The sequence below is a fragment of the Saccharibacillus sp. JS10 genome, from assembly GCF_024436065.1.
GTDB lineage: Bacteria > Bacillota > Bacilli > Paenibacillales > Paenibacillaceae > Saccharibacillus.
In genome coordinates this window covers 122,735-146,778 of record NZ_JANFNS010000005.1, presented here as the reverse complement: position 1 = coordinate 146,778, position 24,044 = coordinate 122,735, and the positions used below count along the sequence as shown (strand labels likewise).

Annotated in this window: 21 protein-coding genes; 11 read left to right on the top strand and 10 right to left on the bottom strand. The window is 45.3% G+C overall.

The window, feature by feature from the left end; all coding sequences use genetic code 11:
• The first annotated feature begins 79 nt into the window (after positions 1-79).
• The 3 genes from NOM90_RS15590 to NOM90_RS15580 all read left to right on the top strand — a co-directional run bounded on the left by NOM90_RS15590 (position 80) and on the right by NOM90_RS15580 (position 4,578).
• Complete coding sequence (locus NOM90_RS15590) at positions 80-3,388, top strand: cadherin-like beta sandwich domain-containing protein (protein ID WP_255943254.1); 3,309 nt, start codon at positions 80-82, stop codon at positions 3,386-3,388.
• Positions 3,389-3,544: 156 nt separating this feature from the next.
• Positions 3,545-4,024: a hypothetical protein gene (locus NOM90_RS15585; protein ID WP_255943252.1), complete on the top strand. Its 480-nt coding sequence runs from the start codon at positions 3,545-3,547 to the stop codon at positions 4,022-4,024.
• Between the two features lie 176 nt (positions 4,025-4,200).
• Positions 4,201-4,578: a PilZ domain-containing protein gene (locus NOM90_RS15580; protein ID WP_255943250.1), complete on the top strand. Its 378-nt coding sequence runs from the start codon at positions 4,201-4,203 to the stop codon at positions 4,576-4,578.
• A gap of 90 nt (positions 4,579-4,668) precedes the next feature.
• Here NOM90_RS15580 and NOM90_RS15575 read toward each other — a convergent pair whose 3' ends face one another.
• The 3 genes from NOM90_RS15575 to NOM90_RS15565 form a co-directional block, all read right to left on the bottom strand.
• Positions 4,669-5,301: an RNA ligase family protein gene (locus NOM90_RS15575; RefSeq protein WP_255943249.1), complete on the bottom strand. Its 633-nt coding sequence runs from the start codon at positions 5,299-5,301 to the stop codon at positions 4,669-4,671.
• A gap of 37 nt (positions 5,302-5,338) precedes the next feature.
• Complete coding sequence (locus NOM90_RS15570) at positions 5,339-6,307, bottom strand: AAA family ATPase (protein WP_255943246.1); 969 nt, start codon at positions 6,305-6,307, stop codon at positions 5,339-5,341.
• A 168-nt stretch (positions 6,308-6,475) separates the two neighbouring features.
• Positions 6,476-7,378, bottom strand: a complete 903-nt coding sequence (locus NOM90_RS15565; RefSeq protein WP_255943244.1) for a LysR family transcriptional regulator — start codon at positions 7,376-7,378, stop codon at positions 6,476-6,478.
• 151 nt (positions 7,379-7,529) lie between these two features.
• Between NOM90_RS15565 and NOM90_RS15560 the strand changes: the two genes are divergently transcribed.
• Positions 7,530-8,222: an O-methyltransferase gene (locus NOM90_RS15560; protein WP_255943242.1), complete on the top strand. Its 693-nt coding sequence runs from the start codon at positions 7,530-7,532 to the stop codon at positions 8,220-8,222.
• A 92-nt stretch (positions 8,223-8,314) separates the two neighbouring features.
• On the opposite strand, the gene NOM90_RS15555 is transcribed toward NOM90_RS15560, so the two are convergent.
• Complete coding sequence (locus NOM90_RS15555) at positions 8,315-9,052, bottom strand: cyclase family protein (protein WP_255943240.1); 738 nt, start codon at positions 9,050-9,052, stop codon at positions 8,315-8,317.
• Between the two features lie 159 nt (positions 9,053-9,211).
• On the opposite strand from NOM90_RS15555, the gene NOM90_RS15550 reads away from it, so the two are divergent.
• On the top strand, positions 9,212-9,655 hold the full coding sequence (locus tag NOM90_RS15550; protein WP_255943238.1) for a hypothetical protein: 444 nt from the start codon (positions 9,212-9,214) through the stop codon (positions 9,653-9,655).
• 103 nt (positions 9,656-9,758) lie between these two features.
• The gene (locus NOM90_RS15545) at positions 9,759-11,030 is read left to right on the top strand and encodes a M20/M25/M40 family metallo-hydrolase (protein ID WP_370866628.1); all 1,272 of its coding nucleotides are present in this window, start codon (positions 9,759-9,761) and stop codon (positions 11,028-11,030) included.
• A 25-nt stretch (positions 11,031-11,055) separates the two neighbouring features.
• Here the strand turns inward: NOM90_RS15545 and NOM90_RS15540 are convergent, their stop codons facing one another.
• From NOM90_RS15540 to NOM90_RS15530, 3 genes are all read right to left on the bottom strand, one after another.
• On the bottom strand, positions 11,056-11,595 hold the full coding sequence (locus NOM90_RS15540) for a methylated-DNA--[protein]-cysteine S-methyltransferase (RefSeq protein ID WP_255943236.1): 540 nt from the start codon (positions 11,593-11,595) through the stop codon (positions 11,056-11,058).
• Positions 11,592-12,212 (bottom strand): bifunctional transcriptional activator/DNA repair enzyme AdaA, encoded by a 621-nt coding sequence (locus NOM90_RS15535; RefSeq protein ID WP_255943234.1) that lies wholly within the window; start codon positions 12,210-12,212, stop codon positions 11,592-11,594. Before NOM90_RS15535 ends, NOM90_RS15540 begins: the two co-directional genes overlap by 4 nt.
• 358 nt (positions 12,213-12,570) lie before the next feature.
• Positions 12,571-13,986 (bottom strand): N-acetylmuramoyl-L-alanine amidase family protein, encoded by a 1,416-nt coding sequence (locus NOM90_RS15530; protein ID WP_255943232.1) that lies wholly within the window; start codon positions 13,984-13,986, stop codon positions 12,571-12,573.
• Positions 13,987-14,295: 309 nt separating this feature from the next.
• On the opposite strand from NOM90_RS15530, the gene NOM90_RS15525 reads away from it, so the two are divergent.
• Complete coding sequence (locus tag NOM90_RS15525; RefSeq protein ID WP_255943231.1) at positions 14,296-15,036, top strand: copper amine oxidase N-terminal domain-containing protein; 741 nt, start codon at positions 14,296-14,298, stop codon at positions 15,034-15,036.
• A 69-nt stretch (positions 15,037-15,105) separates the two neighbouring features.
• Here NOM90_RS15525 and NOM90_RS15520 read toward each other — a convergent pair whose 3' ends face one another.
• Both NOM90_RS15520 and NOM90_RS15515 read right to left on the bottom strand, forming a co-directional pair.
• A complete protein-coding gene (locus NOM90_RS15520) occupies positions 15,106-15,882 on the bottom strand; it encodes an isocitrate lyase/PEP mutase family protein (protein WP_255943230.1) in 777 nt (258 codons plus the stop codon).
• Positions 15,883-15,957: 75 nt separating this feature from the next.
• Positions 15,958-16,899 (bottom strand): helix-turn-helix transcriptional regulator, encoded by a 942-nt coding sequence (locus NOM90_RS15515; protein WP_255943229.1) that lies wholly within the window; start codon positions 16,897-16,899, stop codon positions 15,958-15,960.
• Positions 16,900-16,987: 88 nt separating this feature from the next.
• On the opposite strand from NOM90_RS15515, the gene NOM90_RS15510 reads away from it, so the two are divergent.
• Positions 16,988-18,424 carry a glycoside hydrolase family 1 protein gene (locus NOM90_RS15510; protein ID WP_255943228.1) on the top strand — a complete coding sequence of 479 codons (1,437 nt, stop codon included), beginning with the start codon at positions 16,988-16,990 and terminating at the stop codon, positions 18,422-18,424.
• A 105-nt stretch (positions 18,425-18,529) separates the two neighbouring features.
• On the opposite strand, the gene NOM90_RS15505 is transcribed toward NOM90_RS15510, so the two are convergent.
• A complete protein-coding gene (locus tag NOM90_RS15505; RefSeq protein ID WP_255943227.1) occupies positions 18,530-19,330 on the bottom strand; it encodes a hypothetical protein in 801 nt (266 codons plus the stop codon).
• A 239-nt stretch (positions 19,331-19,569) separates the two neighbouring features.
• Here NOM90_RS15505 and NOM90_RS15500 point away from each other — a divergent pair, with 239 nt between their 5' ends.
• From NOM90_RS15500 to NOM90_RS15490, 3 genes are all read left to right on the top strand, one after another.
• Positions 19,570-20,328, top strand: coding sequence for an exodeoxyribonuclease III (locus NOM90_RS15500; protein ID WP_255943226.1), 759 nt, complete (start codon positions 19,570-19,572; stop codon positions 20,326-20,328).
• Positions 20,329-20,501: 173 nt separating this feature from the next.
• Positions 20,502-22,361 (top strand): sensor histidine kinase, encoded by a 1,860-nt coding sequence (locus NOM90_RS15495; protein WP_255943225.1) that lies wholly within the window; start codon positions 20,502-20,504, stop codon positions 22,359-22,361.
• A complete protein-coding gene (locus NOM90_RS15490) occupies positions 22,336-23,856 on the top strand; it encodes a response regulator transcription factor (protein WP_255943224.1) in 1,521 nt (506 codons plus the stop codon). Before NOM90_RS15495 ends, NOM90_RS15490 begins: the two co-directional genes overlap by 26 nt.
• The last annotated feature ends 188 nt before the right edge of the window (positions 23,857-24,044 follow it).

The following is a 24,044-nucleotide window of genomic DNA, read 5'->3' as shown; positions in this document are numbered from 1 at the left end:
AAATTTATGTTACACTATTTTCGAAATCGAATACGTTAATGCTTAACCTAAACTGTATATTGGAAGGGGAAGTGAACGGGTGAAGAACAAAGTGACAACTTCGCTGCTTCGTCGGGTTTTTATGGTTGCATTAGGTGTCGTATTAGTAGCCTCGTCGGCAATTTTGCCGAGCGGGGCTAATCGTGCGTCGGCAGAAAGTTTGCCCTGGTACGATTTCTCTTCAAGTAATTATGGGAATTTGGAAGACGTCGCTTACGGAAATGGCATGTGGGTAGCTGTAGGGCAAGAAGGTTCGGTTGTGACTTCGACAGACGGAATGAAATGGACGCGGTCTTCTTTATCGAACAACGAACTTTTGGGTGTATACGATATTGAGTATTTGAACAATACTTGGATTGCAGTTGGAGAGTATGGCGTGATTTATACTTCTTCAGATGCGGATGAGTGGAGTACAAGGCAAAATGCCAATCCTACTCAACCTACTCTTACTTCTGTGACTTTAGGTATGGATAACTCTAATAATCCTCTCTATGTGGCAGTAGGTGACAATGGAAAAGGATATCGTTCTAGCGATACCGTGACCTGGACACCGCTCACTGTGACAGACGCAGGCAATAGCGAGCTAGATATCACTTACGCGGACAACAAATTTGTAGTCGTGTCTCAAGGTGGAGCTCCAAATCCATCGACGGTATCTACAGCTACTTATGATTTGGAGTGGAGTTCGCTTCCTCTCAATCATAGCTCTGCCGGGGTCATATATCAGCCTAATAGTCTCCCTGGCGAATTCATAAGTGCAAGTAGTACGGCGAACGAAATCTATACTTCCCCCGACGGCACGACTTGGACACCGAAGCCTTTCAATCCTGACTTTTTAGGCGATTATCAGTTTGTAGACATCACGTACAATACTTTCAGTTCAGAAGTCCTTATGCTTCGTCAAAATCTTGAGGGAGCTTCTACTGAAACCCCTTCGACTTTAGTCGCTTATGATGACGGTTACTTCTATGAAGAAGTGATTACAAATAAAACGGGAACAAAGCTAAAAGCAGCAGCGGCTCATAATTCGATTGCAGTCGCCGTCGGTGTAAATGGCGCAATCTTTGTCAGAGGAGTTTTTCCTTCCGAAGAAAATGATGTGACTTCTCTCACCCTTACCAATGCCACATTAGAACCGGAATTCGATTCGAATATCATCACTTATCATGCAACGCCAATTGCAAATGCAACTTCGGTTGGCGTAGAAGTCAACGTCAGCAAGTACGCTACGTTTACGATCAATGGAGTACCTGCCGAAAACGGAGTTAGCGTTCCTGTTCCTTTAACGAATCCCGGGCAAATCGGTAATGTGGAGATTGTGGTGACTCCTCAGTACGGTGGTGTTACCAAAACATATAAAATCTCGATTGCAGCGGATCGTACCGCACAATTGACCAGCTTAGCGATAAGCCAGGGAATCCTTGAACCGCAATTTAGCTCAACGGTATTTAGTTATTATGCACAAGTTGAAAGTGATATCGATAAGTTGAATCTGACCGCGATCAAGCGAGACGTCAACGCAACGATGACCATCGCAAGCAACGGTGGCACTCCGCAACCTTTAACTTCGGATACTCCGATTAGCTTGGCACTGCAAGAAGGATGGAATGGCTTCCAAATCGTAGTGACTTCACCAACGGATACAAAAACGTACACGGTTTCGGTCACGAGATTTTATAGCGCGGATCTTTCGAATCTGACGGTCAATCCGGGTACACTTGTACCTGCATTTGATCCGAAGCGTACCGATTATACAGTGAGTGTAGCGAATTCAGTTTCTACGATTGCCGTCACGCCAACTGCTAAAAGCAAGTCCGCAGCGATCATGGTAAACGGTCGAGAGACGGTAAGCGGCGAAGTCTATAATATGCCTCTTCAAGAAGGTCGGAATGAAGTCAAAATCGTTGTTACGAATCAGACATTCAATCCGACTTCGATTGAAAATGTGATCTCGACCCAAGCTTTACCAAAAACAGAGAAAGTGTATACGGTGATTGTAAACCGCGCGGGTACAGAAACTTCTAACCCGACACCGACACCTTCTAATCCAGTACCTACAACGCCTGCACCCGTAACACCTGCTCCAACGACACCAACCACGCCTGCTAATGGGCTTGAAGTGTTGGTCAATGGACAGCCTACAACAGTTGTCGCAACAGGTGGACCGTCGCAGGTTAACGGACAAACGGTATTTAACGCGACAATCGATACAACGCGTTTAACCACATTCTTAGCAAGCACGCAAGGTAACCCAACGGTTACAATTCCGGTTAGAGTAGAGTCCGATCGTATCTTGGCAAACATGACCGCTGAAGCAGCAGCACTATTGATTTCGCGTAATGCGACACTACGCGTTGAATCTCCACTGGGTAACTACACGCTTCCGTCTTCGCAAATTCGATTAGGCACAGTTGCGAACACGTTGGGCGTGGCTCCAGGTTCAGCAAGTCTGAATTTGAATGTTGTGATTGAAAAGAGTAACACTCAAGTTCAAAATGCGTTAAATCAAGCTGTAGCAAACGGTGGTTTCACTATCGCTTCACAGCCAATCGACTTCATGATTACAGCTTCCGTTGGGGATCGTACAGTGGAAGTCAACAGCTTCACACAATATGTAGAACGTGAAATTCCATTGCCAACAGGTACAAATTCAAACCAAGTCACGACAGCTGTCGTGATTGAACAAAATGGTACACTACGCCATGTACCAACCGAGGTCACTCGTTCTGGAGATAACGATTATGCACGTGTAAACAGCTTGACCAACAGTAGCTATGCGCTGATTTGGAATCCAAAGCAGTTCTCTGATGTGGCTGGAAAATGGTCACAAGCTTCGGTCAACGATATGGCTTCGAGATTGATTGTGAACGGTGTAGGCGGGGATCGTTATAATCCCGAAGGTGCAGTGACTCGCGCCGAATTCTCGGCAATTCTTGTTCGTGCACTCGGTCTGCCGACTTCTACGCAAAGTAATACCTTTAGTGATGTATCGTCTTCCGACTGGTATGCAGGAGCGGCTTCGACAGCTAATGCTTATGGTCTGATTACGGGATATCCGGATGGAACATTCCGTCCGAACGCTACGATTACGCGTCAAGAAGCATTCGCAATTTTGGATCGTGCGACGCAAATTGTACCGTTGCAATCCAGTGATAACGCAACTGAACTGAGCAGCTACCGAGATCAAGCGAATGTAGCAAGCTGGGCAAGAACGTCTACACAAGCGATTCTGGCAGCAGGTTTAGCCGAAGGCAATAGCGGTTGGTTGCGTCCAGAAGCCACGCTGTCCCGTGCGGAATCGGCAGCTGTAGCGCAGCGTCTGCTTCAGCAGAGCAATCTGATTGATTAATCCCGTTTAAGATCAGTCCAATACTGTCTCGTGTTTATCTAAAGAATCACAGCCGTAATTTTGGTTGTGGTTCTTTTTTATGCAAACCCTTGGAACGAAACGATTTGATCTGTATTTTCGTATAATGATAAAATGGAAAAAGAAGGAGGCGAGAACATGCAGTATAACAAGACTAGAATGGCTGTTTGGACAATTGGAACTTATGTAGCCGGATTAGCCTTGGTTTTACTTGCGGTGCAGCAATCAAATCCGGGGATGTCGATCTTTTATATCGTATTGTATGCAGTAGCTTTATTGATCGGGTTGTTACGAATTCCGGGTCAGCAAGCGAGAGATACGAAATTTGTAGAAGATTACGAACAGCAGAAAAATCGGCTAGGATTTTGGCAAATGATCGGGCGCCAAAGTATCAAAGTTCTTCAATATCTAATCGTGGCGGGTGCGATCATGACGGCTTTTATGTATGTGACAGAAGGCGTCAATCTCGTTTCGATGTTGCTGGCACAGTCCTGGCGTACATTGAGCCTGTTTGCTTTTGTAATGGCTTCGGGCGTTTTTCTGTTCAGCATAGCTGTTTACGCAAATCAAGATCAAAAATACGAAGGGTTACGCAAACATCAAGATACCCAATCCTAAGCAAATGAACAGGAGCGTTTCGGTATATCCGCCGAGCGCTCTTTTTTATGCAAGAAGTCGCAGAACCTCTAGGGCTTTGGTCGAATCTTTTGTAAATTCTGTTGAATTCTCTTCAATTTTGCAAAAAATCAGCCGATGAACAAGGAAAACACTTGGAATAAAATGGAGGTTATGACATGTCGCCAAATCGAAGAAAATCGCCGTTTCGTTATGTATTGGAAAACCCGATCGAATTCGAATTGTATTTGGTAAGTCTGAATTTTACCGCAGCTCCGCGTAAACCGATCTCGGCTCAAATGCACGATATTAGTCGTTCAGGCTGCTTAGTGTCTTTGCCTGTGGAAATCCCGGTAGGGCAAAATCGGATTCGGGTTGCTTTGGATTTTGTATTAAATGAAGATGAGCTGCATTTTGAAGGGTATCTTCGCTGGGCGAAAGAAGAGGCAGGTCGCCATTATTATGGCGTTGAGATGGAAGTGCCGGAAGATCAGAAAGATCGTCTGCAATTGGAACTGCGAGGGCTTGCCGGAGCGAATCGTATTCGCGTGATGTAGATGTAGTTAAAGATCATTCAAGCTTATAGGTCAGAAATATAGATAAAAATTGCGGATTACATGATACTCTCTCCTTTTTATGAAATTCGTTTATCGCATCAATTCGTTCGGTTCTACAGGTTGACTGAGCCAGTGGTCGTCCGTTTGAACATGGTTGCGACGCACGAATTTCGCCAAGCTGATTTTAAAATCTTCATAAGCAAAACTTTCGGCTAGTCGAACCACATAACCTTCTTGCTCGCCGCCGCTTTTCGAGATGCGGGTGTAGCAGTTTTGGATCGCGCGTTCGTCCCAAATTCCTCGATACAGCACGGGAACGGTAGGAAGATGAAGCCCTTTTGCAACTTGTTCGGTATCGTCCCAAGATAAGCAGATGTTGTGCTCGTTCCAGACCGAAAATAACATGAAATACCCCGGCAAACTTTCGTACTTGATCGAATGTTTGGCGTACATATTTTCTCCGCATAATCGATAGCCTTTCGGGATCAAATACCGGATCGCACCATGCAATGTTTTGACATAATGCCGAGAAAGATGGTCTTTGCTGTCAAGAGATCTGGCATGAATGAAGTCTGGATACATCGTCGTATTTTCTCCATCCATTTTCTCCGTTACCACGACTTCTTTTCCGATAAAATGCTCCGTGTTACGCAAAATTTTGTCGTCGTCGGTGTAACTTCTTGACCACGGCAGGTGCATCGTTTTCGGATATTTAATTTTCATAGAATCACCTCTTGAATCCTTTCATGAATCGATCCGTTCATTTTCCATACCTGTCGGCTTCCGCAAAAAAGTACATCTTCGATAAGTGTTCTCCGCCCATTAGATGATAAATTGTAGATGCGCCTGCATCGCCGCCGTGCATAATGTCCATGTGCAGCTCCACTTTGTTTGCCACATCGAGTATGAAGTCGTCTTCATAACCCAAGCTTTTTAAAAAAGAGCAAGACATCATAGCAGACACGTGTTCATGACCGAAATACGAATAATACCCTCGATTTTCTTTCCACACTTTGCAAAAAGGTTTCCCGATATCGTGCAGTAAAGCCGTCCATTGCATCACAAGGCGATCTTGTTCTTCGTATAGCGTATGGATATACTCTAATACCGCATACGTATGCTCCGACAATGTGCGACTATGGTACGGATTGCCTTGATGATAATCGACCATCTGTGCAAATGATTCTTCACGGGACAAATAAGCGAACAACTCGTCGTGATCGACTTGATCATCCAGCAACTGTTCAATCTTCGCTCGTTGTAACGTAGTCTCGATAGATGCCGTAGGTTCATGCACAAGATGTACGTCTGCAAAGCCTTCGCCTTGAAGAGGGAATTGAAAATTTTTGGCGTACTTGGTCAAAATCTTATCGTCTAATTTGCGTTTGCGAGTAGAAATGCGTTGTTGCGCCGTTTCAAAAGACGTCACTAGCACATGAGCGTGTACCGAATATTCGGAGAACCGCTTCAAAAACTTTGCACGCCGACTTCGATCAATATTCGTTGCGTCGAAAATCACATCGCGACCATCTGCCAAAGCTTCGGAGATGTCTCGAAAAGCTTGGTCAAAAATGACGTACGTGTTTTTTTGCTTGGATTCGCCGCCGAACAAACGTTGCCGGATGCCGTCTGTCGAGACGATCACGCCGCGTGTAGACTTTTCCAACTGACGTGCGTAGACGCTTTTTCCGCTGCCTGGAATGCCGACTAACATATGAATCGTATTCATAAGGAATTCACCTCCTTTCGGTGGTGGTTCCACAATATAGTATACCCGTAATGCGTATCTTTGCGAATACCACGATAGTCCCGGGACTTTCGCGGCATTTGTGCTGAATTGGAATCGCCAACGTAGAACAAGAATAACAAGTCTGATATTGAACAGTGGATCGAAGAATTAGTCGCGCTTGAATCTATTCGCTTCATGGATAACTTGAAGTAGATTCGCGGCTGCCGGCGATAAATGTTCTCCGCTTCGCGTACAGATCATGATTACGTTTTCTAGCGAGAAGTCTTCGACTTGAACGCGGCATAATACGCCTCGCTTCACATCTTCGCGAACGACAAGAGAAGACACGAAGTTGGCTCCGTAACCCGCAATGACGGCACGCGTCGCTTCATACAAACCGCTGAATTGCAAAGCGACTGTAGGAGCCGGAAGATTATGGGTACGGCATAGCGAGAATAACCGCTCGCGGGTAGAACTACCTTCTGCCCGCATAACGAATGGTTCGCGCATCATATCGGCTAAAGAAACGCTGCGATTTGCATAAGGGTGATCGGGTGCTACGACAAACCATAACTCGTCGCGAAATAATTCCTCAGCTTCGATGTCGTCCGAATGTTGTTCAGGCGATCCTCCGTAGATCGCGATATCTGCTTGCAGATCAAGCAGTCGCCGCAGTGCACCGCCTGAATGCGTCGTCGTAATCGACAACTCTACCTGCTCGTACTGCTGCTTGAAAGCCGCGATCCAGCCCGGAAGTAGAAAATGAGCAGGGAGGTAGGTTGCCGCGATTGCTACACTGCCGATCTCGCCGCGACCATAGTTTTCAGCGAATTGTTCGATTCGGTACTCTGCGGCAAATAGCCGGTTGGCGAGCCGATACACTTCTTGTCCGGCTTCGGTTAATGCGATACCTCTGCCTTCGCGTCGGAGCAAAATCAGCGATAATTCTTGTTCGAACTTTTTGATCTGTGCAGTGATTGCAGGTTGACTGATACTTAATTTTTCCGAAGCCCTAGTGACGCTTCCTAAGGAAGCTGTTTCATAAAACAAACGCAGCGCATGTAAATTCATAGAACCGCCTTTCTCTATTTGCTTCAATCGATCAAAGTTTATTCATACATTTTATATATAGAATATCGATAAAGATATATTATATTTATTTCTTTGCTCCGTCTAGAATAAAGACATAAAGAAAAACATATCTGAAAGGAAAGTGATTTTGATGAATACGAACATTCAACCGCAAGACCTTTCGAACACTTGGGCTAAAGTCGATCAGTATCTGGAACAGAAACTTATCAAACAAGATTCTACGTTGGAAAATGCTTTGGACGCTAATGAAGTTGCTGGATTGCCGAGTTACGATGTTTCTCCGCTTCAAGGAAAGTTGTTAAATCTCCTTATTCGGATGCGTGGTGCGAAAAGAGTATTGGAAATCGGTACATTGGGTGGTTACAGTGCGATTTGGATCGCAAGAGCTTTACCACAAGATGGAAATCTCACGACACTTGAACTCGACCCTCGGTATGCCGAAGTGGCAAGAAACAATCTGCGTCATGCTAATGTTCCAGACGGGCAGGTTCAGATTCGCGTAGGAGATGCGCGTGTACAACTAACACAGCTGGTAGAAGAAGGTGCAGAAGCTTTCGATTTTATTTTCATCGACGCGGATAAGCCAAGCAATCCGGCATACTTGGAAGCAGCACTTCGATTGTCAAAGCCGGGAACCGTCATTTTGGCAGACAATGTCGTGCGAAATGGAGAAGTGATCGACGAGACAAGTGAAGATGCGAGAGTCAAAGGAATCCGCGAGTTTTTCGAAAAGCTGCAAAAAGAGCAAAAAATCGAATCGACAGCTTTGCAAACTGTGGGGATCAAAGGCTATGACGGCTTCATGATTGGGATTGTGAATTGACGTGAACATTGGATTTTTGAATAAGATATATAAAAAAGCAGCTGCTCCGTTTATGGAATGCAGCTGCTTTTTCGATGATCATGATCTAGATTTTAAGGCAGTATGGCGAATGAACGTACCGGAAACCCCGATGCTTTTTCGGCTTTCGGTACGATATTGAAAATGACGGCGCCTTTTGGCGGAAGAAGATGCAGGTTTTTCAGTAGCTCTACCTGGTATGTATTCTGTTCCAGTACATAATATTCGCTGATTAACGAACCGTTTTTGGTATAATCCGCCGCCGAATCGGTATCGAATGTCTCGTGACCGATCGCTGCGATCTGACGTTGACGGAACAAAAATTCCAATGCCTGTAGTGACCAACCGGGAGCGTGATTGTTCCCTTCGGCGTCTTTGTTTTCGAAGGCTTCCTGACTCGGCCAACGGTTGCTCCAATCGGTACGTAGCGCGACGAAGCTTCCGGCTTCAATCTGTCCATGCTGATCTTCGAACGCTTCGATATCTTCTACGGTCAGCGAGTAATCGGCATTAGCGGCAGCTTCTCGAGATTTGTCGATCACGACAAGGGGGAGTACAAGTTCTTTTAATTCCAGTTCATCGAGGTAACGCGTATCTCGCACAAAATGGATCGGAGCATCCAGATGTGTTCCGTATTGTCCGGCAAAGCTGAAGCGCTGAGCGAAAAAGCCGTCGTCATGAGTAAAAAGCGTCTCGAATTCAGCAGGCGCGAACGCGGCGAAGCGAGGAGAATTCGGTCCAAAAGTATGGGTCAGATCGATCCATTGTTTTTGTTTGAGTAACTTGAGCGCATCGAGAAGTTCGTTTGTCATGAGTACCCACCTCTTTTTCCTTTTTAATCATTCATTATAGAGGAAAATCTTTCGGGAAAACAAGGCGTAAGTTCAGAATATCATAGGGGTTTTTTGATGTTGATACTTATGTTAAAATGGGAATTAAAGTTTAAGTAGGAAAATAAGGTAGGTGAAAAGATGGAATTTAATAAAGTGACGCGAGCCGTAATAGCTTTTGGTGCATTACTGGTGCTTTGTTTATTGCCTCTACGAATAGAAATTGCACATTCGACTATGTATTACATTGTTATGGGATTTTTCTGTATACGTATCATTCATTTTTTATGGTTCGATACAAAAAGAGAAGAACGATTTGTCCGAAAATGGGAACGCAAACGCCAGTTGCCGAAAGTAGCAGTGATATTGATTGAAGCCGTAAAATCGTTGGTTTGGATAGGGTTTTTGATTATTTTTGCCCAAGTGATTATTGATGGTAGAGAACTGAGAATATTGTTTTATCCTTCCGATCAATCTTTTTGGCTTCCATTGTTGCTTTGGACGATGATGATCGCGTTCAGTCTGATTTTCGGTATCGTGAGTTTGTTTGAAAAAAATCGGTTATACGAACGTTTACGTTCTTAATTGTAAAGCGTGCAGAATGATGCTGTACGCTTTTTGTTTTGCGTTATAGCAAAGTCACTTGTATGATAAAAGACAAATGTAGCGCCTTATGAGGAGGATTTTGATGATGACCGAATCTTTTGGAACTCCAAAAACAGCCTTATCCGAAGAAATTGTCCAAGCGTTCGACGTGCTGAAAAAGCAAGATTCTGTTCGGCACGCGTTTGATTTTCTGGAAGCCGACAATGATCGTACGACCGAAGAACAGATCGAATTAACCGAAGTGGAAGCCCCGACTTTTGAAGAAACCGAAAAAGGCAAGTTATTCGCCCGCAAGCTGATCGAACTTGGAATCGAAGATGTACAGACCGACAAAGTCGGCAACGTATTCGGAATCAGACGCGGAAGTGGCAACGGACCTAAACTTGTGATCTGTGCGCATTTGGATACGGTGTTTCCTAGAGGAACAGATGTAAAAGCACGACGTGAAGGAACTCGGGTCTATGCACCGGGAATATCGGACGATGGACGCGGACTAGCCTCTGTGCTGACAATTGTACGCGCATTAAACGAAGCAAATTTACATACGGTAGGCGATCTTGTTATCGGAGCAACCGTCGGCGAAGAAGGGCTTGGAGATCTGATTGGGGTCAAAACCTTGTTTGCGAATCGCAGCGATATTGACGGCTTTATCTCAATCGAACCGGGACCGCCGGATCGCATTACTTATTTGGGAGCTGGAAGCAAACGGTACAAAGTGACGTTTGAAGGGCCAGGCGGACATAGTTTCGGTAATTTTGGTACACCTAGCCCAATTCATGCGCTAGGTCGAGCGATTTCCAAGATTGCAGATTTGGACGTTCCTCTACATCCGAAAACGACATTCAACGTGGGGTTGATCAATGGCGGAACATCCGTCAATACGATCGCTGAGACTGCGGAGACCGTTATCGATATGCGTTCGACGTCACAAGCGGAACTGGAAAAGTTAGAAACGAAAGTGCTTGGACTGATCCGAGAAGCGGCAGAAGCCGAAAATCGCCGTTGGAAAAAAGCAGATGCAATTACCGTGCGTCTGGAGCGAGTAGGTGACCGTCCCGCAGGTTCGCAATCGCCGGATAGCGAGATTGTACAATCCGCAGCGGCAGCCGGGCTTGCGATGGGGTTCCGTCCAATTTTGGAAGGCGCCAGCAGTACCGATTCCAATATTCCGATTCATCTGGGTATTCCGGCAGTTACGCTTGGCGGCGGCGGTGAATTCGGCGGTGCGCATACGCTGAATGAATATTACGATCCGACTAATGCTCATCTAGGCGTCCAAAAGATTTTGCTAACGATCTTGGGGCTAGTCGGTCTTGCCGACACCACTTCACCGTTATTGCCTTCAATTAAATAAAATAAGAAAAGCCCGAATGTACAAGTTAGACTTGTACGTTCGGGCTTTTTGGTGCGAACAAAGCTTCATGTTGCAACAACCATTCTTTACGCCATAGACCGCCGGCATATCCGGTAAGCTTACCGTTTGAGCCAACAATGCGATGACAAGGCAATACAATGCTGAGCTTGTTCCGACCGTTTGCCGAACCGACGGCTCGTACCGCTTTTTCGCTACCGACCGCAATCGCTAGATCTTTATACGAACGACTAGACGCATACGGTACGGTTGCTAGTTCTGTCCAAACCGCTTGTTGAAACGGCGTACCCGTATAATAAATCGGAAAATCGAAAACAAAACGTTCCCCGCGAAAATATTCGTCCAGCTGATCTCGGCACCGAAGCATAACTTCCGGAAAATCAGAAGTTTCATCCTGACCTTCATGTTGATGTTCAATAGTCGAAAGTTCGACAGGCAGTTCCAATTCATTAAATAAGATCGAATAAATATGATCTGATGTACCTTCGATCGTAAGTTCGCCAAGCGGCGATTTATATAGCAAGCGATGAAGCATCAACGTCTTCATAACATTCCTCCTAATGGTTTTCGAGATGCGGGTAAAGCTTCGCGAACAATCGGCGTGCCTTGATTCCGATATTCGCCCGGCGAGCAGTGATGATGGCGCTTGAATGCTTTGTAAAAGTTAGAAGGCGTCTGAAACCCAGCTTCGTAACAGACTTCCAAATTCGTTTTATCGCTGCATCGAAGTAAATGCGCCGCACGATCTACACGAACTTTTTCCAAAAACATACGCGGCGTCTCATTCGTTTCTTGTTTGAATAACCGTTCCAAATAATATGCGCTTAATTTAACATGATCCGCAATATCTTGGAGCAATAACGGCTCCCGATAATGAGCGACGATAAAGGAGCGAGCTTGCTCGATAAACGTATTCCACGGCGAATGTTGAACTTCCGGTTGGCATCTTTTGCAAGGACGATAACCCGCAGTCTCAGCCTGATCCAATTGCATATAAAAAGTCACATTTTGCTTTTTCGGCTTCCGCGACCGACAAGAAGGTCGACAATAGATTCGAGTCGTTTTGACCGCCGTAAAAAACAACCCGTCATACCGAGCGTCACAAGCGATGATCCTCGCCCACATTTCTTCAAAAGACAATCCCGCCGCTTCGCTGTTATACATACCACCCGCTCCTTTCTTATCGATTTGCTTCACAATCCCTACATTCATTCTACCAGCTAAAAAGTCTAAAACACTCCTCATTATTGCGCTTAGAGTCCTAGCCTAGCCCTTACTACCATTCCCTCAAAATTGAAAGAATAAAAAAAGAAACCCGCAACAGCAGGTTTCTAAAATGTTTAAAATTCCAACGTAACTGGGAAGCAAGGAGACGGAGAGGGGATTTGTGTAGGAGCGTTAGCGTTCGCCTTTGAAATTGAGAAAACTCCTATTAAAAATCCAATCCAATTTTCTCAATTTCAACAAGCGACTGAAACAAACCCCTCGCAGTCTCCTTGCTTCCCCACCACAAACGTAACTTCTAAACGCCGAGATATTCTTTCAATCCCGCTACAATCGCCAGCGCCACTCTTTGCTGGAAATCATCCTGCATCATCATCGCTTCTTCGGCTTGATTGCTCAAAAATCCGATTTCCACCAAAGCGCCCGGCATGGTCGTTTTACGAATAACGACGAAGTTGGCTTGCTTGGAGCCGCGATCGCGGAACCCTGTAGCCGCTTGAACATGCTTCTGAATCGTATCGGACAACTTTTTGCTGCGTTTGGCATCCGCGTAATAGGTTTCGGTTCCGGCTGCGCTTGTAGCAGCCGCTTTATTGCCGTGAATCGATAAGAATACGTCCGCATTGGCATCGTTCGCGATTTTTGCACGATCATCCAATGTTGGATACGTATCGCCGCTTCGCGTCATGATCAAATCGATATTCGGTTCTTGCTTGAGCAGAGCTGCGACTTTCAGACCGACTTGCAGCACCATATCTTTTTCTTTGACGCCGGTGAAGCCAATACCGCCCGGATCTTGATAACCGTGACCTGGATCAATCACGACGATTTTTTTGCCATTAGAGCCGATAGGTGGAGCTGTTCCTTGTTGATTGAGATCGACAAAAATCAGATTGCCTTCGTTATAGATATTGTAACCGACCGCTTGCTTCAGATCGATCACGACACGAACCGTCGAAGGGCTTTCGCTAAACAACGAATACCGTACTTGTTTCACCAGCGGAGAATTTTCAACCGTTAATGTACTGACTTGTCCAAGACTTAGATTGCTGTTGACCAACATCGCAGGACCAAAAGCACTGCTTGGCAAATCGACTACGATTCGGTCAGGTGCTGTCAACGTCGAACTTTTCGGTGTAACGGCTTGATTGGCGGATATCGTTAACCGATTATCGCTAAAGCTGATCGAGTCGATCGAAGCATTATTGACATTGTCCGAAGGTGCGGGTGTTGGCGGTACGGATGGTTGCGGTTCTGGAGCCGGAGATTGCAAATACACCGTACTCGAAGCTTGTTCCCATTTCACGCCAAGACCCATTTGCGATCCGACAAATCTGAGCGGCACATATGTAGTATTGGCACGTACAAAAGGAGGTTGTTCCAATTGAACGCTGCCGGAAGCAGAGTTCGCCGTTGTGCTCCCAATCGTTAATACAAGCGGCGAAGAAGAATCACCGATCGTGATCTGACCTGAAGTCTGATTCCAATTCACCAAATACCCAAGCTGTTGAGACACGACGCGGATCGGAACCATCGTCGTTTGTTTAACAACTAAAGGTTCGGCGCCGTCAATCATTTGGCCGTCTAATACAATACTCGATTGAGCGGCGGCTGAAGCTGGCTTTATTGCGTTAGGCAATAAAAATAAAGCAGCAAGCATCAAAATCACACATAACCCTAGCGTTTTTTGCCAAGCGGAATTCCCGAATTTCATGTGCACTTCTCCTTTGGTGTAATAGAAAAAATCTTGTGAGCGAAAACCTTTTTCTTCTTATATAACTTGGACGTCTTGAAATGACTTAAAGTTTCACTTACGCACAAACAATACAAATTGGAATTCGCTACATCTTTATTAGTCTCCTGCTTTTTTGAACACAAATGTTTACGTCTTGGATACAATTCAGTGGCTTTTTTGAGATATTCCCCAAGTATATTGAAGACAAGAAAGAAAACAACGCACACGACGTCCATTCAAATATGCAACGGATGCCAATCAGGCATTTAACCCAAGGAGGAACTTACAATGAAAACAACAAAAATGATGAAATCGAAAAAATGGTTCGCAGCAACAATGGTAGCCGGTATGGCACTTTCCGCTTCTGTCGGAGCGTACGCCGCTTCGAACGTAGAAACTATCAAAGCCCAATTGAATCATGGATTAGGCTTCGTGGTAAACGGTCAAGCGTATACGCCAAAAGATGCGGCAGGCAAAAGCCTGGACCCAATCGTCTACAAAAATACAACCTATCTGCCCGTTCGTGCTTTGGGTGAAGCTTTGGACGTACCCGTGACTTACGATGCAGCGGGTCAAAAAGTAATCGTAGGCACAAAAAACAACACAAACAATCCGGGTACGCCGGGCGGTCAACAAACAGGTCTGACAACTATCACGTATACGGCAGCGCAAAAAGCAGCGGCAAAACAAGCCTTTGCTCAATTCCAAGGATTCGAAGCCGCTTATGCGCCGATGCAAATGACGACAAACGATCAATTCCGTAGCGTAGCCGCAGGCGGGGATTCGGTAACGTATGTATTCAATAATATGAAGGTTGCTATCGCGCCGCGCGACGATTCCTTCGGTTACGATCTGACTCCGGTAACGTTGTCGAACGGAGTGAAAGGCAACTGGTATAAACCGGGCGATCAAAATATGCTGACCTTCCCGGTCGGCGATCGTTTCGTCACGATCTGGTCGGACAACGGTAGCTTGACTAAAACGCAAATCGAAGCGGTAGCGGTACATGTCGAAAAAGCTTCATTCTAAAAACTGAAAAAGTAAAAAGAGGAAGATCGGCTGCGTGTTCAGCTGATCTTCCTCTTTTTTTGCTTTCCATTATGAATATAAGAACGAAGTATCGCGGCTTCGGTACAACTGCTCTGACGATCGTTGAAGCATAGCCAAAATGGAATCGGATAAAGCATTACCGAAACTAAATCGTTTAACTCCCAAGGCTTCCAACTCAGATACCGAAGTGAGTCCGGGCAATGACATGAGATTAAGCGGGAGAGAGCAAGAGCTTACAACGGCGATAATCTCGTCTTTTGCCGATAAACCGGGTACGAAAATTCCGTTTGCTCCACTTTCGCTATAAGCTTGTGCGCGTATCAACGTTTCGTTTAGCGGATCGTCAATGCCGTGCGACAAATACGTATCGGTACGTGCGTTGATAAATAAATCCGCAAAACCATGGGTATCAAGCGAAGTTCGCAGTGTAGCGAGCAGAGCGGCTTGTTCACTTACGCTTCTCAACTGGGATTGATGTTTGGGAGAATCTTCGATATTGATACCTGCGACTCCAAGATGAGCAACGCGCAGGACATGATCAATAATTTCTTCGGTATTCGATGCGTACCCGGCTTCCATATCTACGGTCACCGGGATGCTGACATGTTTTATCATATTTTGGACGATGCTAATCAATTGATGAATATCCATCTGCTCACCGTCTTGCAGTCCCAAAGACTGCGAAATCCCGTAACTTGTCGTACCGATTGCGGCAAAACCTGCTTTTTCCAGAGCGATAGCCGAAGCCGTATCCCACGCATTTCCGAGAAATAATAATGATTCTCCTTGATGCAGTTCCTTAAATACCCTACGATTGTTTTTCATATTCAAAACGCCTCCTGTTCAATTTAAACTTAGTGTACAGGGAGACTACCGTATGAAGCGTCCTGATTCTTGCACTTAGTGTCTAGCTTGCTCCGAAGGCTGATAATCTAGCAGATGTTCCAGAGCGCGGCGATGCCTTTTGATCAATTCTTCTTGAATATAACCCGGCTCTAATACAACTACATCGCCACCGAACGACATCAAAAACGAATACAATCGCTCATCGACTTCGACATGCAAAGTCACGCGTAGGCTTCCGTCCGCTTGAGGTTCAACCAGCGCAGGGTCAGCAAAATCATGTACGCGATAAGCAATTGTCGGTGAAAATAAGACTTGTGTGATCGGAAGCTTGGCAGGTGGTTCTTGGCTTTCATCGGTAGGCGGATGTAACAGACTCTGATCGTAATACCCGGCTGCGAAATTGAGCTTGGAAATCCGTTTGATCTTGAACGTTTTGAAGCCGTTATTTTTCGGTTCGTTTTGCTGCCAGCCTTTGAAATACCACGTATGATTTTTGAAAATTAATTTGATCGGATACGTGATTTCGGTACTGGCTTCACCGTTGGAATTCACATAATGAAAAGACAGCGGATGCCGCGCGAAAATGGCTTGTTTGACCTGGTTGAACCGTTCCATCTCTTCTTCAGGAATATGTTCAAACGGCGAATGTTCAAACTCGATCCAATCCAGCTTGGAATCAAATAAAGCGGTAAGTCGATTCAACATTCGGTTTCCGCTCAGATGCGGGATGGAACTAACGCTATATAACCCAAGTAAAATTTCGTTTTGTTCGTCTTCGCTTAGTAAAGATTTGTCCATTACATAATGATCCATTAGATGAACACCACCGTATTTTCCGGTCGTCGTATACACAGGAATCCCTGCGGCGCTAAGACGATCGATATCGCGATATACGGTACGTACCGAGACTTCGAATAATTCCGCAAGCTCCGGCGCCGTCGTTTTCTTTTTTTCGAGTAGCAACAATAAGATTTTGAATAATCGATTGTTTTCCATAATTCAAGTATATCATGACACTCCTTGTCAGGGTATGGGTGCTAGACTGCATATAAAGACTGGACCTAATTCGAAGGAGGAAAAAATCATGAAGATGAAAGACGGATTTTTCTGGGGCGGCGCTACAGCTGCGAACCAATACGAAGGTGGTTGGAATCAAGGCGGCAAAGGGCCGAGCACATCGGATATGATGACAGGCGGTACGCATACGGTTCCGCGCCGCATCACGCGCGAACTCGAAGAAGGCACGTATTACCCAAGTCATGAAGCCGTCGATTTCTACGGTCACTACAAAGAAGACATTGCGTTAATGGCGAAAATGGGCTTCAAAATGTTCCGTATGTCGATTAACTGGTCGCGTATTTATCCAACGGGTTACGATACAGAACCGAACGAAGAAGGTCTGAAATTTTATGAAAATGTCTTTTCCGAATTGGAGAAGTACGATATTGAACCGTTGGTTACGATCTCTCACTATGAGACTCCTTTTGGTTTGACTGAAAAATATAACGGCTGGGCATCGCGCGATGTGATTGACCATTATTTGCGGTATTGCGATACCATCTTTAACCGTTACAAAAACCAAGTTAAATACTGGTTGACGTTCAATGAAATCAACTGTTTGACGATGCCGATGGGCGGTTACTTGGCTGCGGGGATCTTGTTCGAAGGAACGACTGAACTTGGCAATAATTCGTCTGACGATCCGCAAGTACGTTTCCAAGCGCTGCATCACCAATTCGTAGCGAGTGCCAAAGCCGTGCAACTCGGTCATTCGATCAACCCTGATTTCAAAATCGGTTGTATGATCGCGTATATGACGACTTATCCGAATACGCCGAATCCAAAAGATATTTTGCTGGCGCAAAAGAAAGACCAGCTTTCCAATATGATCTGCGGTGACGTTCAAGTTCGCGGCGCATATCCAGGATTCGCTCATCGCTTCTTTGAAGAACAAGGCATCAAAATCGAGCAGCATCCTGACGATGCAGAAACGCTCAAAAACGGCTGCGTAGACTTTTACTCGTTCAGCTACTATATGTCGATTGTAGAAAGTGCCGATCCAAATGTTGAAAAAGTCGGCGGCAACTTGCTCGGTGGCGTGAAAAACCCTTACTTAGAAGCTTCCGATTGGGGTTGGCAAATTGACCCGGAAGGTCTGCGTTATACGCTGAACAACTTGTATGACCGTTACCAAATTCCGTTGATGGTCGTTGAAAACGGTCTGGGCGCTGTAGACGTCGTCGAAGAAGACGGTTCGATCAACGACGATTACCGGATCAACTATCTGCGTGATCATATTGTGCAGATGCAAGAAGCAGTAGCGGACGGCGTTGATCTGATCGCGTATACCATGTGGGGATGTATCGACTTGGTGAGTGCTTCAACAGGCGAAATGAAAAAACGTTACGGCTTTGTCCATGTCAATAAAGACAATGACGGGAATGGCGACTTAAGCCGTACTCCGAAAAAGAGTTTCTATTGGTATAAAGACGTTATCGCTTCGAACGGCGAAAATCTGTAATCGAAGACTTGATCATAGCTTGACTATAAAATGACAAAAAACGCATCCGGTGCTAAAAGCGGGATGCGTTGTTTTGTTGTGTACCGCCATTTTTGTGAGAGTCGATTATTTGGCAGGGAGCTTATTCGTTGCGGATTGAATCGCCGAAGAAATTTGCTGTTCCCAACTATAGATGATTTGTTGAGACTTATGGACATTACGAAGCTGGGTAATCATCATCGTAATTTCCGCGACAGCGGTAATCGCATTGCCTGATTTGACTGCCGAACGATAACGTTTGTATGAAGCACTGCGTGTTTTGTTGAACGACGTAATCGATTTGTTTTCGGCAGTAATCTGTTTTTTGAGATTGGAGACTGGCATCAACGTATCTTTAACGATCTGAACTTTATTTTTCGCTTGTGATTTGGCGGTCGATAATTGGGTTTCGGCTTGTTTAATCGCAAGTTTTGCCGCTTCGACCGATGGCTTCAGTTTATTACGCGTTAGATCCAGCAGATCGGCATTCTTTTTGTCTTTGCGTTTGCGAGCTTCGCTGATTTGTTTGCCGAGATTGCGATATTGATCCAGCAGCGGAGCATGACGGTCTTTGAGATTTTTTACGGTTGCCGCCAACGTATCGATTTTGGATTTGTCGATATTTTTTATAGCGGCATTGACGGTTTGTAGACGCGTCGTATTGTCTTTACGCAGAGATTGAATCCGCTGTTTTTCTAACTTGTTGGTCGTCTCAAGCGCGGTATACCCGTCATACAACGTATCGATTCCTGATAGCGCTGCGGTCCATTTGTAATCGGGGACTTCTGCATGCGCGGAAGGAACGACAGATAACGTAAATACGGCAACCAGAAGCAGCGGGATCAAGCGGAAAAACGGTAAACGTTTGCGTTTGGATAAATTGAACATGTTTTCAGCTCCTTTTGATAAGTAGAATCTGGGTCTAACGCTCAAATCCGAGGAACGTCGGCACGCAAAAAAAAGCACCTGACGGAAACGGTTGTTCAACCGATCCGCAAGGTGCTTCCTCGCATCGTTCATATAAGATTGCCATCAATATAGCACGCGTTCAAAAAAGATGTCAATGTTATGGTACACTGTCAGGTGCAATGTTTTTTACGTGAAAAAGAAATAAAGGAGCATACAGATTGAAACTAATTTCATGGAATGTGAACGGTCTACGCGCTGCGGTGAAAAAAGGCTTTAACGAATATTTCGAACGAGAAAACGCCGATATTTTTTGCGTGCAAGAAACGAAGCTGCAAGAAGGTCAGATCGAGATGGAGTTTACTCGCGAGTACTATCAATATTGGAATTATGCCCTGAAAAAAGGGTACTCAGGCACAGCGGTATTTACGAAAGTACGTCCGCTTACGGTGCGATATGGATTGGAAGAAGATCATGAAGACGAAGGTCGGATTTTAACGTTGGAATATGAATCGTTTTACCTCGTCAACGTATATACGCCGAATGCGAAGCGTGATTTGACGCGACTGCCGTATCGGTTAGAATGGGAAGATCGTTTTCGTGCCTACCTGATGCAACTAGATACTTTAAAACCCGTCATCGTATGTGGGGATCTGAATGTCGCGCATCAAGAAATCGATTTGAAAAATGCCCGTTCGAATATCGGTAACTCCGGTTTCACGGACGAAGAGCGCGGTAAAATGACGACGCTGCTGGAATCCGGATGGATCGATACGTTCCGTTACTTTTACCCCGAACAGGGCGATAGCTATAGCTGGTGGTCGTATATGGCAAACGTGCGGGCGAAAAATATCGGATGGCGGATCGATTATTTCCTTGCCTCGGAAATATTAGCTCCCAAACTGAAAGATGCCCAAATTCATCATTCCGTTCTCGGAAGCGATCATTGCCCGGTCATTTTAGAGATGGAAGACGTGTAAAAAGAAGATTAAAAGAAGACGGTGTCTTTTCCGGGTATGGAGAATACATCGCTTCTTTAATATGAACATTGTTTCTTTAATTCTACCTCTTTATGAAAGGGGTTTCATTGGATAAGGTGGACAGAATAGGACCACAATGCGAAAATATCGAAAAACGAAGAGAGGAGCAGTCTATGGATCTGTTGAACATGTATCGCCGCACGATCAAAAACAATTTGTTCACGAAGATTGTGCTGCTGTTCTCTTTGATTACGATCATTACGATTATCGCATTTGCTTATTTGATGTTTAAATCGATGTCGCAATCGGCAGTGCGCGGAGAATTGGATAACCAACGCGCCGCTATGTCCGCGATTGAGCGGTATATCAATTTGCGAATCGACGAAGCACATTCGATCTTACCCGATCTGTACCGAGACGATGCGTTATCGATCGATCTCTCTGCGTTTATGCTTCAGCCTTATCCTGAATATGTACGTTATCGGCTTGATCGGTATGCAGAAACGGGAATCGATTCGGCGAATGCCAAAAGCTATATCGAAAATGTACTCGCGAGTCGCGGAGATATCGAAGCGCTTATTTTATACAGCAGTGAGCAGCAAGTATTGTATGCGTATAGCAATAGCGGAGAGTTCCGCGCGATTACCGTCAATGCGTCTGAATCGTATGTGCCGGATGCTATGGCGATCGAAAACACGAATGTAGCGGAGCCGAATGAATGGGTCAGTCGTGCCGTTGGCGTTTCTGGAGAAAATCTATATTCGGTGACGATGCCGGTTAACGATAAACAGACGCTTAAAAATTTAGGGCAAATGACCGTCTGGTTCGACTCCGAGCGATTGTGGAATGCACTTACGGCTTACGAAAAAGAGTTCAAAGGCGAAATCTCGGTACTTTCTGCGGATGGCGAAGTGTTATTCGATACAGCCAACCGATATACGGGCAAGCGGTTTCCTTATACAGAGCAATTAAATGAAATTTACGATGTAAATTCTTCCGGACCTTCTACGGTAGACGGCGTATATCTCAATAAATTGGCTTCCACGTCTGGCGGTTACACGGTAGCTGGCACGATGAGCCGTGAGACTGCCGCGCAATCCTATCGAAGTCTGCAACGAACGATTATCACAATCGGAGCGCTTTGTATCGTATTTGCGATCCTTGTTCCGTCTTTATTCATTTTCAGTTTTGCGAAGCGCACGAAGCGGATTATTCGATTAACTCAGCGAGTAAAGCGGGGTGATCTGAAAAGCCGTCTGAACGATCGCAAAGACGATGAACTGGGACAGATTTCGAGTGGCTTCGACGATATGTTAGACGAATTGAACGTATATATCGACCGTGTATACAAAGCGGATATTAAGCAAAAACGGACTGAACTTGCTGCTCTGCAAGCAAGAGTGAATCCGCATTTTTTGTATAATACGCTGGAAGTGATCCGTATGCGTGCCGTGTCTCAAGGCGCCAAAGACGTCGGAGAAATGATCTATAGTTTGTCGATGTTGTTCAAAAGCTTTGTGCAGCAAAAAGAAAAACATACGTTACACGACGAACTGGAAGCTTGTCGTCTATATCTGGAGCTATTTCGAATCCGGTACAAAGACCGCCTTGCGTACGATATTCAAATCGACCCTGCACTGACCCATATGGAAGTGCCGCGATTATCCGTACAGCCGATTGTTGAAAACTATATCGTGCATGGCATACGTAGCCGTGATGAAGATAATCTAATTGTGATTTTCGTAGATGGGGAAGATGACGATATTGTGGTACGTGTTCGTGACAATGGACGAGGCATCACGGCAGAATCGCTTCAGAAGCTTAACGAACGACTAAGTGATAGCGCACAAGAAACAGGCGGCGAAAAAGGGTTTGGGCTGCGCAGCGTACACGAACGGTTACGGTTGCTGTATGGAGGAAACTACGGGATCACCGTACATAGTGCCGGAGCCGATCAAGGAACTTTGGTCGAGGTGCGGTATCCCCATTCGGAAAAGGAGGCACAGCATGTACAACGTATTGTTGGTCGATGACGAACCGTTTATTACGGAAGGCTTGGTCGATATTTTAGACTGGGCATCTTTTGATTTGCAAGTTGTAGGCAGCGCGCAAGACGGCGAAGAAGCTTTGCAAATGTTGCAGCGTATGGACGTTCATTTGTTAGTCACCGATATTTCGATGCCGGTCATGACCGGATTGCAATTGATTCGCCGCGTCAGACAATTTCAGCCGGGCTTGAAAGTAATCATTTTGAGCGGCTTCAACGAATTCGATTATCTCAAAGAAGGCATGCAGCTTGGGATCGAAAATTATTTGCTCAAGCCGATCAATATCGAAGAACTGGAGTCGACATTGAACAATGTAACGGAAAAACTGAACCGAGCCGAGCGCGAAGAAAAATTCGATGCGCTAGGAGCCCAGATTATTCGAGATAATATTTTGCATCGTTGGTTAACGGGAGACATCTCGCAAACCGAATTCGCGGAACGTACGCAGTTGCTGGGTATTTCGATCGATTTGCCCAAGCTTGGCGTGTTGATGGTGCGGACAGTTGAAGATAACTTTACTTTGGCGCAACAAGTCGAGCAAAGTCTGCGTGATGAAAGATTCTGCACTGTTTTTCGAGATCTCGACGGCGATGTCGCGATCATTGTATCTTTGCATGAACATGAACATCCTCAACGATTGCTACATATCGCAAACCATGTCGTGCATACGTTCCAAGATGAAGAGCTGCGAATCGGGATCGGTACAATCGGCTGCAAGGCGCAGCATGGTTCAACAAGCCGTTCCGAAGCCAAAAAAGCTCTGGAATATGCGCTTGTCGACCCTCACCGTAAAGTATTTGAATATACGCCGGCTGCGACTTCTGCCGAAACAGAGACCGTTGGCACGTTAAAAGCAAGTCTGAACCGCGAATATGCGCGGCTGATCTTAGCTCGGGATCAACAGCAGTTAAAAGAGCAGATTAACAAAGACTTTGCTGAGTTAAGTCAAGCCGAAGGAATGACCCCAAGCGAATTGCAAAATATTGCTCTGGGGATTTGTTCCGATTTTCGCGTGGTGCTTAGAGAAGTGAAGCGCGAAGAAGACGGCGATTTGTTTTTGCAGATGATTGAACGTATCCGCAGCGCTTCGTATCGCGAAGAGTTACTCGAAGCGATCCAATACGCTGCCGAAGAAACGATCGCGCTACTCAGCCGAGATACACGAAGCCCCGTTGTGCAGCAAGTTCTGGGGCATGTAGCGGCACATTACGGCGAAGAATTGTCGCTGAAAATGCTAGGCGCGCAGTACCATATCCATCCCGTTTACCTGGGGCAACTTTTCCATAAAGAAATTGGCGAGACGTTCACCGATTATTTGAACAAATACCGGATCGAACGTGCCAAAGAAAAATTACGGACAACCAGTGAAAAAGTACAAGATATTTCACGTAGCGTAGGCTATTGGGAAACCGGTTATTTTTACAAACAATTTCGAAAATATGTCGGGATTTCTCCTACCGAATACAAAACGCTCCAATAAAATAAGATGAAAATATTTTGTTAGATTTACGTTATTTTCATGTAAACTTAGTTTTCTTTTTCATGGAAGAGATCGCTTTTTTAGCGGTCTTTTCTTTATTTTGTACCTATACTTCTTGATTTTCACTTCTTTTTGAAAGTGCTTACATGATTTAGAGTGAGGATAAACAAATAATCATTTCATCAGAG